Raw genomic sequence first — 13,313 nt, 5'->3', positions numbered from 1 at the left:
GAAAAAATAAAAACCTCCCAAGCGGGAGGTTTTTAATATGGAGTGCGTTATCGTTGGATAGGCTCTTCTCTTGGTGGTATTAGCTCTTGGACGTTATCTTCATTAAAGTCATCGGCGTAACCTTTAGGTGGCGGGGTCCAACCACGTTCTGACCGCGATAGTTTGTCATGACGATCTTTTTGCATCTCTTCCGCCATTTTCTCCTCTAACTGAATAAACAGTTGTCGGAAATTGTTGTCATAGCGTTCACCTTCAGAATCATCTTCCCAAGCTTTGTAGAGTATTTCTGACTTACGTGCTTCAACACGCTTATATGTCGCCTTCTGTTGTTCAACAAAGAAGGGGTGAATGCCAAGGGCTTTCATTGTGTGACCGCCCATCTCCAATGCAGAATGGTAGGTCTCTGATTCAATAATATCAGCCCCCGCTTGACGCAAAAGATAGCCATGTCCACGGTCAAAGGCACGTGCAATCACTGTTACTTTTGGGTACGTGTGCTTAACGTACTTCACCAGTTCTACACTCGATTCTTGGTTATCAATCGCCACAACCAACGCAGCGGCGTGCTCAATGCCGGCTGTATGTAGCATATCTGGTCGAGTCGCGTCGCCAAAATAGGCGCGAGTGCCAATCTGGCGCATGTTATCGACTTGGTCAGATTGATGGTCAAGTACCACGGTAGTCACGCCGTTTGATACCAATAGGCGATTCACTATTTGTCCAAAGCGGCCGATGCCGGCGATGATCACCGTGCCTGTTTCCTCAATCGTATCGCTTTCGCGTTCATTTGACTGGCTTTCAAAGCGCGGCAGAATCACTCTATCAAACAGAATAAACAAACCTGGTGTCAGGAACATCGAAATCGCAACCACTAACGCAAGAGTTTGTGAAAGTTCAAATGGGATGACGTGGTTTTGCACTGAAAAGCTTAGAAGCACAAAGCCGAATTCACCTGCTTGAGCCAAGCTTAGGGTAAACAGCCAGCGGTTGCTTCCTTTCACCCTAAATATCAGTGCAAGAATAAACAGCACCAAGGCTTTCAAAACCATCACGCCAATGGTCAATGCCATGACCAACCAGAAATCACCAAAAAGGACCGAGAAGTTGATCCCTGCGCCAACGGTAATAAAGAACAGACCTAACAATAGGCCTTTAAATGGTTCGATATTGGATTCTAACTCGTGGCGGAATTCACTGTTCGCCAATACAACGCCAGCCAAGAAGGTTCCTAAGGCAGGAGATAAGCCCACTAAACTCATCAGTGCAGCGATACCAATGACAAGCATGAGGGCAGTTGCGGTAAAGATTTCACGCAAACCAGAGCTAGCCACATAATTGAGCAGAGGTCGACTTAAAAAGTGTCCACCAACGACGACGATTGCAATCGATGCTGTGATTACGATGCCGTATGCCCAGCCGGGCAACCCCGCAACGAGGCTTAATTCTTCATGGTGCGCTGCGGCTGTTTGAGCCGCGGACTGTGCCTGTTCAATTAATTCAGGTAAGGCCAATAGAGGAATGAACGCCAACATTGGTATCACTGCAATATCTTGAAAAAGCAACACGGAGAAAGCGTTTTGTCCACCTTCCGTCTTCGTTAATCCTTTTTCGCTAAAAGTTTGCAAAACAATCGCAGTAGAAGAGAGGGCGAAGATCAAACCCATGGCTAAGGCTATGGTCCAAGGCTGGTCAAAGTACAAGGCAATACCCATAATCGCCGCGACGGTACCACCGACTTGCAGACCTCCTAAACCCATTAAGCGATTGCGCATCGCCCACAACATTTTGGGTTCGAGCTCTAAACCAACGAGAAACAGCATCATCACCACGCCAAACTCGGCAAAGTGCTGTATTGTTGTTGTTTCTTCACCGACTAAACCGATAATTGGGCCAATGACCACACCTGCGATGAGATAGCCTAAAACGGACCCAAGTCCCAAACGCTTAGCAAGTGGGACTGCAATTACAGCAGCAATCAAATATACGAAGGCTTGTAAGAATATCCCTGTCATGAAGCCTCCTTAATGAGCTCTGGCAATGCGCTGTTAAGCTTGATTAATGATGCCGCAGCTTCAACATCCAACCTATCTTCGACTAAAGCTGTTAGCAGGCTCTTGTACCGCTCAACATGACGAGGGATTCGCCCTTCTTCATCGGCTGTACGTGCGCCAAACATCGCGAGAGGGGCAATGTAGTTCATGCCGGTCAGTGCGGACATTTGTTCAATAGGCGCAAGCAGTTGACGAATCGTAAAGTGGTTGTAGCCCTCTGCCTTATAAGCTTCTTCTTTACCCCCTGCAGACAGCACACAAAGCATGGTCTTGCCTTGCAGTGCTGTGCCATCTGTACCGTAAGCAAAGCCATATTCCAAAACCAGATCTTGCCACTCTTTTAAAATCGCAGGCGTTGAATACCAATATAGTGGGAATTGGAAAATCACCACGTCATGTTCACGTAAGCGTTGCTGCTCACGGTCGATATTAATATCGAAACGAGGGTATTCGCCATAGAGATCAACACATGTCACGCCTTCAATTTTTTGAGCTTCTTTGAAAAGTGGAGTATTCACTTCTGAACGATGCTGGGAAGGATGAGCAAAGAGAATGAGTACTTTTTTATTTGCCATAGGGATCCTTGCTATCTAAATAACCATGCCCAGTAGGAGCGCGGGTTGGTTAGAAAATGTAACTCATAAATGATCGCCAAGCTAGTTTGGAAAACTGTTTAAGCTGTTTCAATATTAATAAAAAACCACCAAATAAATTGGTGGTTTTGGGAAGCGTTACGTTTTACTAATCATGAATAGGGACGACTAGAATATCCACCGGTGACTTGTTAATTAAGTGTCTGGAGTAAGAAATAATCTTGCTCCAGAAATCTTGGTGGTGACCACAAATCAGAAGATCCACTTCTTGCTCTTTAATGGTGACCTCTAATTTATCAGCCAAGTCGCCAGTACCTACGAAGAAATGTTTAAGTGGGTAATCCATGTAATCACTAAATGTTTTTAAACATTCCATTGAATGCTCATTCAACGGCCTTTGATCCGGGTTTTCTTTAATGTCTACAAGCTCACGATAGATTTCTCCGTGCGTACCATCAATATGAATAAAGGAGATATCGGAGTCGAGATAGTTTGCCATTGATACCGCTCTGTCGATAAGCACGGTGCTTTCATCTGACAGTTCGAGTGCAACAAGGATATGTTTGTATTTCATAACCACGCCCTTATGTGGATTATCTTTACCCTAAGCATAGTATGGCTTGGATAAAAATTGTGTTGCTAAGATCTCGAAATTGTTCAAAGACTTGTTAAAAAGTTAATGTGATATAACAACTTACTGTGAAACTTTCTTTTTGTTCACATTTGGTTAGAAAGCTTGCTTTTTGAACAAAAAAGCGGCTACACTCTGCGCATCATTTCTCTAGGAGATTACGCCAACATGAAGAACTAAACCTGTCATCCATATTTTTACTTATTTTTTGGATCTGCAGGGTTAGTAGGCGTAGCTCACTCTCCGATATTTCTTTGCAACAAGACGACTTTTTGATTTGACGTATATCGTCGAGCTTTACATAGAGCTTAATGCGTTTGTGCACGCGTTTTGTTGCAATTTCAAATCATAGCTACGGCTGTTGTCCCTGTCATACAGGAGGCAAATTATGCCAGTTTTACAAGCTTTTAATGTTAGCCATCAGTTTGATAATGGCGATACGCTATTCCAGTCTATTTCTTGTTCCATGACTAAACGACGTGTAGGTTTGGTTGGGCGCAATGGCATCGGTAAGTCGCTTTTGGCTTCCATTTTGGCGGGCGAAACTCAGCCTGCCAGCGGTGTTGTGACTGCTCCCTCTTCTTTCATGATGTATCGCCAGCAGCCGTCTGATCTGCTTTCAGGTCAGCAATCGATCGCCCAGTTTCTGGGCAAAGATGCGGTCTTGCATGCTTTAAAGCAGATTGAACAAGGTGATGTTTCTGAACATTGGTTCGAACTGGTTGGTGAGCAGTGGGATATTGAATTAAAATTCAAACAGCAGCTCGCTGCGATGGGATTACCGCAAGACCCTGATTTCTCTTGTGCTCGGCTCAGTGGTGGTCAGTTGGCACGTTTGCAGCTATGGCAGTTGTTTAAAAACGAAACGGAGCTTTTGATTCTCGATGAACCATCCAATCACCTCGATACCCAGGCGAAACAATGGCTGATAGAGTCTATGACGCATTTCAGCGGCGCGATTTTACTCATCAGTCACGATCGTGAGCTGCTGCGAGAGATGGAGGAAATTTGGGAACTCTCAGGCCTAGGCTTACAGGTTTTTGGTGGAAACTACGATGTGTACGCCGAGCAAAAACGCACTGAACTGCAAGCTATCGAGAGGCAGTTAGCGCAAGTCGATAAACAGAAAAAACGGTTAGCCGAGCAAGCCCAGAAAAATCGCGAAAAAGCAGACCAACGCGCCGCGCAAGGGAACAAACTGCGCAAAGACGGCAGTCAGCCCAAAATTTTGCTTGATGGAAAAAAGGATAGCGCGACCGCCAGCGCCTCAAATCGCAATAAGAATGAGCAACTCAGACAAGCGCATTTACAAGCCAAAGAACAGGCGTTGCAATCGCGACATGAGCTACTCAAGGCGCAAAAGTTTTATCTTACAGATAATCCGAACCGTTCGCGAAAAGTATTGTCGATACAAGAAGGTATATTACCTTTTGGGAATTCTACACCTATCACGTTGCAGATTTTTGCGAACGACAAAGTCCATCTCAAAGGGAAAAATGGCTGCGGAAAATCAACCTTGTTAAAGGCATTGCTTGGCGAGTTATCGTTGCAGAGTGGTGAGTTGCAAGTGAATACGCCTTTGTATTATCTCGACCAACATTTTGGCGCAGTGAATCCAAATCTTTCGTTACTTGAAAACGTAATGGAGAGCTGCCAAGAGATGACGGAAAGTGAAGCGAGGACCTTATTGGCCGGGATCGGTTTTCGTCGAGATGCTGTGTTTCGGTTGGGGCGCCTACTGAGCGGTGGCGAGAAGATGAAGCTCGCGATGCTGATAGTCAGCCACCAAAACTCTCAGCCTTTGCTGCTGCTTGATGAGCCAGATAATCATCTCGATCTGGAGTCAAAAATAATGCTTAGTCAGGCGTTAAATGTATACAAAGGTGGATTTGTTCTGATTAGTCACGACCAAGATTTCGCTTCTGAGTCTGGGGTTTTGCGCCAAATCGAGCTGACTTAGACGAAAGAGAGTAAACGCCATCGTAGCTCTTCAGTATTGTTCCCAAGTTCTACACTTCCACTTACTAGTTTGTAGAACTGGAAGGAAATGAGGGAGTTAGGATGGCTTTCACAACTCGTTTAATGAAATTAGATTCATTTTGTCGATATATAGTAGAGTTCTGATGTATTGCACAAAAAGACAACAGAAAAATAAAAAGGAATTTCATGAAAAAGAACACCCTAGCACTCACAACAACTCTCGCACTCGGAAGTGTGTTGTCTGTGGCGCATGCCAATGAAGCGGCGCAATCGTCGGTTGAACAGGTAAGCCCGAAAGCCATCACGTATCCAACCACACAAAAAGTGGATATTGTCGATGACTACTTTGGTACAAAAGTGAGTGATCCTTATCGCTGGTTGGAAGACGATCTCAGCCCAGAAACCGCAGAATGGGTGAAGGCGCAAAATGCAGTGACGTTTGATTATCTGGCGAAAATCCCTTACCGCGAGCAGATTGAAGAGCGCATCACTAAGCTCATGGATTACGAAAAACAAAGCCAGCCGTTCAAAGAGGGTAAGTTCACTTACTTCTACAAAAATGACGGGTTACAGAACCAAGATGTGCTTTATCGACAGTTAGGTGATGGCGAAGCAGAAATTTTCCTCGATCCAAATACTTTTAGTGAAGATGGCACCACATCGTTAGCGGGAGTGAGCTTTTCACGAGATGGATCTTTGGTTGCATACAGCATTTCGGAAGGCGGTAGCGATTGGCGCAAAGTCATTGTGTTAGACACAGAAACCAAAAAGCCCGTCGGTGAAACGCTGGTGGATATTAAGTTCAGTGGCATCAGTTGGCTCGGCAATCAAGGCTTCTATTACTCAAGTTATGACAAGCCAAAAGGGAGTGAACTTTCCGCGAAGACAGACCAACACAAGCTCTACTTTCATAAACTAGGGACGAAACAAAGTGAAGACCAATTAATTTTCGGTGGTGTAAAGGACGAAAAGTATCGCTACGTTGGGGGTTACACGTCGGAAGATGAACGCTACTTGTTTATCTCAGCCAGCGTATCGACGTCGGGCAACAAACTGTTCTTCAAAGACCTGAGTAAGCCAAATAGCCCGCTGAAAACCATTTTAGATAACACCAGTTCTGATACTTGGGTGATAGACAACCAAGGCACGAAGCTGTACTTGGTTACGAACCTTAACGCGCCGAACAAACGCGTCGTGACGGTGGATGCGAGTCAGCCGCAGCCCAAAAACTGGAAAGATTTGATTCCTGAAACAAAGAACGTGTTACGTGTTTCTACCGCGGGTGGCAATTTGTTTGCGAGCTATATTGTTGATGCGATCTCGATGGTGAAGCAATACGACATGAACGGCAAACTCATCCGAGAAATCAAATTGCCTGATATTGGCAGCGCATACGGTTTCTCGGGGAAAAAAGAAGAAACCGAAGTCTACTACTCTTTCACCAACTACAAGATGCCAAGCACTACCTATCGTCTGAACATCAAAGATGGTGATAGCGAGGTGTACTACAAATCTAAAGCGCCATTTGACCCTGTTTTGTATGAATCTCGCCAGGTGTTTTACACCTCAAAAGACGGAACAAAAGTGCCGATGATCATCACCTATAAAAAAGGGACACCGATGGACGGCAGTGCACCAACCATCCTATATGGTTATGGCGGTTTCAACATTAGCCTCACGCCATCTTTTAGCCCGACACGTGCGGCTTGGTTAGAGCTTGGTGGTGTTTACGCGGTAGCGAACATTCGTGGTGGTGGGGAATATGGCAAAGAATGGCACAACGCTGGCATTCAAATGCAAAAGCAAAATGTGTTTGATGACTTTATTGCTGCGGCTGAATTCCTAATTGATGAAAAGGTAACGTCATCAAACAAGTTAGCCATTAACGGTGGATCGAATGGTGGCTTGTTAGTGGGGGCCGTTATGACGCAACGTCCAGAGCTGTTTAAAGTGGCGCTGCCAGCAGTCGGCGTACTGGATATGCTGCGTTACCATACTTTTACCGCAGGTGCTGGTTGGGCGTATGACTACGGCACGGCAGAGCAAAGTAAAGAGATGTTTCAATATCTGAAAGATTATTCGCCAGTGCACAATGTAAAGGCGGGGGGGGAATACCCAGCAACATTGATTACAACCGGTGATCATGATGACCGTGTTGTTCCTGCTCACTCATACAAATTTGCTGCTGAGTTGCAATCGAAGCAAGCGGGTTCAAATCCGACCTTAATTCGCATCGAAACCAATGCAGGACATGGTGCAGGCACACCAACGCGTAAAATAATTGAGACAAATGCAGATATTTATAGTTTTGCACTGTTCAATATGGGAATAGAGAAACTGCAATAGTGCGAATTGTTTGCGTTTTAGTTATCGAAATGCATCGGCGCGTTATCGCTCGATAATAAAAGGGAATCACAGAGAGTGATTCCCTTTTTATTTATTATAGGGCTACTATTCTAATCTGATGCGAGGCTAATCAAACTAAGGTTTTTTTAAATTATTATAATTTTATAATTAATATGAAGAGTGTTGTACGATCGAAATGAAACATTGATCGCGATCACCTAAATCCATTGCACTCTCTATTTATATGGTAAGATTAATTAATCATTCGTTCTAATGATAATTGAATTTTAATAAGTTTTAATATTTCCTTCTTCGTTAGTATTACCAAATTTCAAGTTATATAAGATATAAGTAGCGGTGATTGAACTTTTACGATGCTTTATTTTATTTTAATTAAAGCGTCGAATGTTTCGTCATTATTGAATTTGCTTTGATAATTTATGTTATCCAAAGCGAGTTGTGTTGCTTGCTATTTATGATGACCTCATGACGTGAATAATTTTATAATCATTAAAATGGATACAGTTTTATGAATTTAGTGAAACCGTCTGTTGCCATTATGGTTGCAGCCCTACAACTCGCGTCTTCTGCCTATGCGCAGACAAACAATAACGAAGAACCACAAGATATGTCTGACCCACTTGCGGTATACACCCAAGCTGGCTTTGGTATTACTGATAAAGGCGCGAACATCAAAATCGGTCAAACTTACCAATCTAGCCAGCCTGGTACCATGGCGATGAACATCATTGAAATGAAAGGCATTGGTGGTGAGCTATTTGGCATTCGCGACAATGACGATCCAATATATGCCAACGTTGATGACAGCATTGACTCTTTCCGACTACGTAATTTCCAAGTAGAAGTCGCAAAAGGTCTAGGCCGTCAATTAGATGTAAACTACGACGTTGATAACGATAAATTAGATGCATCTTATAGCTTTATTCAAGGTCTACCTAAGTTTGGTATGTTGCAGCTATTTCCTTTAGCTGGTGCGGGTGTCACTATTGCTAATGATTTTAGTGGTGATGACAAAGGTTATGAAATTCCAGGTACTTTCACTGTTGTGGGTATGTACTCAAAAATTGAATTAACCGATAAAATCTGGATTAACTACAACCCCATGTATATGCATACGTTGTCAGGGTCTAGTCAATATAAAGATACTTATTATGCAGGTGAAGATAATATCTTGGCTCATGAGTTTGCGTTGTCTTATCAAATTAATCCTCGCGAAAATATTCGTTACTTTGCAAACTGGAATGATCACGTTAATTTCGGTGATGGTGATCACCGTATCGAATTTAACTACCAATTCTAACTCCCTCGTTTATTTCCAGAATAGAAAGTGTGTTTATCCATATATTTAAATATTTAGGCTAGGGCACTTTCTAAATAAAGTAGGTTTATCATGAAAGCCAAATATAAATTTTCGTTGGTATCTATTGCTATATCTTCTGCATTACTAACAGGATGCAAAACTGGCGATATCGCAACGAAAACTGCCCAAGCACCCTCTGTTGAAACCGTTACCCTAACCGAAACAAAAATCACTCCTTATCATACTTTTATCGGTCGAACTGAAGCGGTAAATGACGTTGATATTATGCCGCGAGTCGGTGGAGAATTAACCGCGATTTATTTTAAAGATGGCGATATGGTCGAAAAAGGCCAATTGTTGTTTGAAATCGACGACCGTCCTTACAAAGCGGCACTGGCGTATGCAAAAGCGTCGTTGCAAAAAGCAAAAGCGCAACTCGTTCAAACTACGCGTGATGCAGAACGTGTGAAGAAACTCATCAAAGATAAAAGCATCAGTGAGCAGCAATACGATGACGCCATTGCCGCGCAAGCCACAGCGATTGCTTCGGTAGAAGAGGCGAAGGCGATGCTGGTTTCAGCAAGGCTCGATCTTGAATTTAGCTCTGTGCGTGCTCCTTTCTCTGGCCGCGTGGGTTTCAGCAACTTCCGAGTGGGTGACCGTATTTCTAAAATTCAACTCGTTCCTCTTGTTTCGATCACTCAAGTAGACCCAATTCGCTTTGGCTTTGATGTGGATGAGAAGCTCTACCGCCGCGTAAGAAGTGCGATTGATGTGGCTCATCGTAACGATGACAAACTGGATGTTGATTTAACACTGACGCTTTCAGACGGTTCATTGTATCCGCTTGATGGCAAGATCTACGCCGTTGGCAATAAGATCGATTTAGAAACAGGCTCAATTCGAGCAGAAGCACAATTCGATAATCCAACTTACGCGCTTATGCCGGGTGAATATGGCAACTTGACCATCAAGCTGCGCAACAAAACCATTGATGGTTTGCTTATCCTATCGGCGGCTGTTCAACAAGACCAAGCGGGTGACTACGTCATGGTGGTTGGTGATGATCACGTGGTGTCTCGTCGTAACGTTGAACTCGGTCAGACCTACGGTGTGAAACGTGCTGTGCTGACTGGTTTGGCGGCTAACGAAAAAGTCATCGTCAATGGTCTACAAAAAGTGCGTCCGGGTGCAACGGTGAAAGACGTTGAGCTACAGAGTGAACAAGGCTGAGTGAGTACTGATGTTAAGTAAATTTTTCATTCACCGGCCGAAGTTTGCTTTGGTGATCTCACTGGCGATGACATTGATGGGTATGCTCGCCCTGAAAGTCTTGCCAATTTCTGAGTATCCTCAAATCTCTCCAACGGTAATTACGGTGAGCACTATGTATCCGGGTGCAAACGCGGACGTGGTTAAAAAGACCGTAGCACAACCGATAGAAGCCAAAGTCAACGGCGTTGAAGACATGATTTACATGTCTTCTGTGATTGGTAACGATGGCTCATACACATTGCGTATTTACTTCCGAGTGGGCGCAGATGGCGATATGGCGCAGGTTCGTGTGAACAACTTGGTGGCGCAGGCGACGTCGTCTCTACCACAAGAAGTAAACCAAATCGGTGTGACGGTTAAGAAGAAATCTTCCGACATGCTGGGCGTTATCACACTGCGTTCTCCGAAACAGTCTCACGACAGTATCTACCTTTCTAACTACGCGGATCTCAATATTGTCGAGCGTCTAAAACGTATCGAAGGTATGAGTGACATTACGCTGCTGGGTAAGAAAGACTACTCAATGCGTATTTGGTTAAACCCAAATAAACTGGCCACCTTGAAGCTTTCTGCTAGCGATGTTATTGGCGCAATTAAAACGCAAAACATCCAAGTGGCGGCGGGTAAGATCGGTGGTATGCCAGCTCCGGGTGACCAGCAATATCAATATGTTTTGCAAACCAAAGGTCGACTCACTTCTGCGGAAGAGTTCGAGAACATCATCATCCGCGCGAGCAAGAAAGGTTCTTTGATTCGCTTGAAAGATGTGGCTCGTGTGGAAGTTGGCGCACAAGGTTACGAAGCTGATGGTCGTATGAATAACGAACCAGCCGCCGTTCTGGCATTGTACCAGTTGCCGACAGCGAATGCGCTAGACGTGATGGAGCGGGTGAAAGAGGCCATGAAAGAGTACGAGAAATCGTTCCCAGATGATTTGGTCTATGACATCGCTTATGACTCTACCGAATACGTAGAGACATCGATTGATGAAGTGTACGAGACGCTGGTGATTGCGGTACTTCTTGTCACCTTCGTTGTGTACGTTTTCTTGCAGAACTGGCGAGCGACTATCATTCCAACCTTAGCGATTCCGGTTTCCATCATTGCGACTTTCGCAATCATGGGCGTGATGGGCATGACCATTAACACCATCTCGTTGTTTGGCTTGATCCTCGCCATCGGTATCGTGGTGGACGATGCGATCATCGTGGTAGAGAACGTGGAGCGGGTTATCCATGAAGAGCATTTAGACCCGATTCCGGCCACGATCCAAGCTATGAAAGAAGTGACGGGGCCAGTATTGGCAACAACGCTTATTTTGTTGGCGGTATTCGTACCGGTTGCGCTATTGCCGGGTATTTCCGGTCGAATGTTCAACCAGTTCGCAGTCACCATCTGTGTGTCGGTGCTGATCTCTGCGATCAACGCATTAACGTTAACGCCAGCGCTTTGTGCGTTGATGTTGAAATCAACTCACTCGCAGCCTATTGCGCCTTTGCGTGCGTTTAACCGAGGTTTTGAGGCAATAACGCGCAAATACCAAGGTGTAGTTGGCTTCTTGAGCCGTCGCATTGTGCTGAGTATCGGTGTTTATGGCGCGCTTATTGCGGTGCTGGCATTTGCGTTCATGACCGTACCTTCCTCTTTCGTACCGAACGAAGATAAAGGCGTGTTCATGGTCGAAATGCGTTTGCCAGACGCAGCAGCATTGCAGCGTACTGCACCATTAATGAAGCAGTACGTTGATGAGCTAAAACAGATGGAAGGTGTGGAGAACGTGGTTTCGGTTGCGGGCTTCTCGGTAATTAACATGGCGTCGATTCCAAACTCGGGCATGTTGATCATCAAACTGGATAACTGGAGCAAACGTAAAGACCCTGAGCTACACCAACGCGCATTGATGAATAAAGTTAACCAAATGCTGAACTCAACGCCAGATGCCGCTTCGTTCGTTTTCGCGACACCGGCAATCAAAGGTATGGGTGCGGTGGATGGTTTCAACCTTGTGCTGCAGGACAACTTGGGCCGTTCTCCACAAGAGTTGGCAAAAACAACCGCTGATTTTGTTGCCCAAATCAACCAACTGCCTGAAGTGGCACGTGCGTTCTCGATTTTCCGTGCGAATATTCCGCAACGTTACATCGATATTGATCGCGATAAAGCGATTTCGATGGGCGTACCGTTGAATGAAATCTTCAGCACACTGCAAGCACAGTTGGGCGGCGCCTACATTTCTGACTTCAACTTGTTTGGTCGTTCGTACCAAGTGAAAGTGCAAGCAGAAGAGCAATACCGTGACAATATCGACGACATCAACCATCTGTTTGTTCGCTCAAGCTCTGGAAAAATGGTGTCACTGGCAACGCTAGTGAAAGTGAAGCCGATCTTCGGCCCAGATACCTTGTCGAACTACAACATGTTCAGTTCTGCAACCGTGAACGGTGCGCCAGCGCCAGGTTACAGCTCGGGTGATGTTGTAAAAGCCATTGAAAAACTGGCTGCGGAATCTTTGCCAAGTGGTTACTCATACGAGTGGTCAGGCATGACTTACCAAGAGATGAAAGCAGGCAACATGGCGCCGATCGCGTTCGCATTGTCTTTGCTGTTCACATACTTGTTCTTGGTGGCTCAGTACGAAAGTTGGACCATTCCTGCAGCGGTAATGATGGCGGTTCCAGTCGCGATTCTCGGCGCAATGGGCACGCTACTGCTGGTGGGACAACCGTTCGACTTGTACGCGCAGATTGGTGTGGTCATCTTGATCGGTATGTCCGCCAAAGTGGCGATTCTTATCGTGGAATTTGCCAAAGTTCTGCGAGAAGAAAAGGGCTTATCCATCATTGATGCTGCCAAAGAAGCTGCTCGAATCCGTTTCCGTGCAGTACAGATGACCGCATTTGCCTTCATCTGGGGGGTATTCCCGTTGGTGATTGCATCGGGTGCCGGTGCGGCATCTCGTCACTCACTGGGCTTTGCAGTATTCGGCGGCATGATTCTCTCTACGTTTGTAGGCACGTTACTGACGCCAGTGTTCTTCGTGATGATGCAATCTCTGCGCGAGAAGTTTAAGCGAAAGAAACCCACTGAACTTGAGGTGAGCGAGCAATAACGCTGAT

At 45.2% G+C, this 13,313-nt stretch carries 8 protein-coding genes; 5 read left to right on the top strand and 3 right to left on the bottom strand.

Annotated elements, in window-relative coordinates; all coding sequences use genetic code 11:
- Window positions 1-47 precede the first annotated feature (47 nt).
- The 3 genes from R7Q48_RS03900 to R7Q48_RS03890 form a co-directional block, all read right to left on the bottom strand.
- Entirely contained in the window at window positions 48-2,012 is a 1,965-nt protein-coding gene (locus tag R7Q48_RS03900) for a monovalent cation:proton antiporter-2 (CPA2) family protein (RefSeq protein ID WP_213885933.1), read from the bottom strand.
- Window positions 2,009-2,626, bottom strand: a complete 618-nt coding sequence (locus R7Q48_RS03895) for an NAD(P)H-dependent oxidoreductase (RefSeq protein WP_005375391.1) — start codon at window positions 2,624-2,626, stop codon at window positions 2,009-2,011. The genes R7Q48_RS03900 and R7Q48_RS03895 overlap by 4 nt, the downstream gene beginning before the upstream one ends.
- A 166-nt stretch (window positions 2,627-2,792) precedes the next feature.
- Window positions 2,793-3,218: a universal stress protein gene (locus R7Q48_RS03890; RefSeq protein ID WP_005375398.1), complete on the bottom strand. Its 426-nt coding sequence runs from the start codon at window positions 3,216-3,218 to the stop codon at window positions 2,793-2,795.
- A 445-nt stretch (window positions 3,219-3,663) separates the two neighbouring features.
- Between R7Q48_RS03890 and R7Q48_RS03885 the strand changes: the two genes are divergently transcribed.
- From R7Q48_RS03885 to vmeQ, 5 genes are all read left to right on the top strand, one after another.
- Window positions 3,664-5,235 (top strand): ATP-binding cassette domain-containing protein, encoded by a 1,572-nt coding sequence (locus R7Q48_RS03885; protein WP_256902605.1) that lies wholly within the window; start codon window positions 3,664-3,666, stop codon window positions 5,233-5,235.
- Between the two features lie 206 nt (window positions 5,236-5,441).
- A complete protein-coding gene (locus tag R7Q48_RS03880; RefSeq protein ID WP_213885935.1) occupies window positions 5,442-7,601 on the top strand; it encodes a prolyl oligopeptidase family serine peptidase in 2,160 nt (719 codons plus the stop codon).
- A gap of 529 nt (window positions 7,602-8,130) precedes the next feature.
- Window positions 8,131-8,922 carry a hypothetical protein gene (locus R7Q48_RS03875; protein WP_213885936.1) on the top strand — a complete coding sequence of 264 codons (792 nt, stop codon included), beginning with the start codon at window positions 8,131-8,133 and terminating at the stop codon, window positions 8,920-8,922.
- Between the two features lie 90 nt (window positions 8,923-9,012).
- Window positions 9,013-10,155, top strand: coding sequence for an efflux RND transporter periplasmic adaptor subunit VmeP (gene vmeP / locus R7Q48_RS03870; protein WP_318132174.1), 1,143 nt, complete (start codon window positions 9,013-9,015; stop codon window positions 10,153-10,155).
- A 10-nt stretch (window positions 10,156-10,165) separates the two neighbouring features.
- Entirely contained in the window at window positions 10,166-13,306 is a 3,141-nt protein-coding gene (vmeQ, locus tag R7Q48_RS03865; RefSeq protein WP_318132173.1) for an efflux RND transporter permease subunit VmeQ, read from the top strand.
- The last annotated feature ends 7 nt before the right edge of the window (window positions 13,307-13,313 follow it).

It is taken from the genome of Vibrio sp. 378 (genome assembly GCF_033339435.1).
Note: the sequence above shows the minus strand (reverse complement) of the source record. Positions and strands in the feature narration are given on the sequence as shown.

What these genes read in the sequence shown, in the direction of transcription:
- R7Q48_RS03900 (WP_213885933.1), bottom strand. Translation starts at nt 2,012, where the DNA reads ATGACAGGGATATTCTTACAAGCCTTCGTATATTTGATTGCTGCTGTA.
- R7Q48_RS03895 (WP_005375391.1), bottom strand. Translation starts at nt 2,626, where the DNA reads ATGGCAAATAAAAAAGTACTCATTCTCTTTGCTCATCCTTCCCAGCAT.
- R7Q48_RS03890 (WP_005375398.1), bottom strand. Translation starts at nt 3,218, where the DNA reads ATGAAATACAAACATATCCTTGTTGCACTCGAACTGTCAGATGAAAGC.
- R7Q48_RS03885 (WP_256902605.1), top strand. Translation starts at nt 3,664, where the DNA reads ATGCCAGTTTTACAAGCTTTTAATGTTAGCCATCAGTTTGATAATGGC.
- R7Q48_RS03880 (WP_213885935.1), top strand. Translation starts at nt 5,442, where the DNA reads ATGAAAAAGAACACCCTAGCACTCACAACAACTCTCGCACTCGGAAGT.
- R7Q48_RS03875 (WP_213885936.1), top strand. Translation starts at nt 8,131, where the DNA reads ATGAATTTAGTGAAACCGTCTGTTGCCATTATGGTTGCAGCCCTACAA.
- vmeP (WP_318132174.1), top strand. Translation starts at nt 9,013, where the DNA reads ATGAAAGCCAAATATAAATTTTCGTTGGTATCTATTGCTATATCTTCT.
- vmeQ (WP_318132173.1), top strand. Translation starts at nt 10,166, where the DNA reads ATGTTAAGTAAATTTTTCATTCACCGGCCGAAGTTTGCTTTGGTGATC.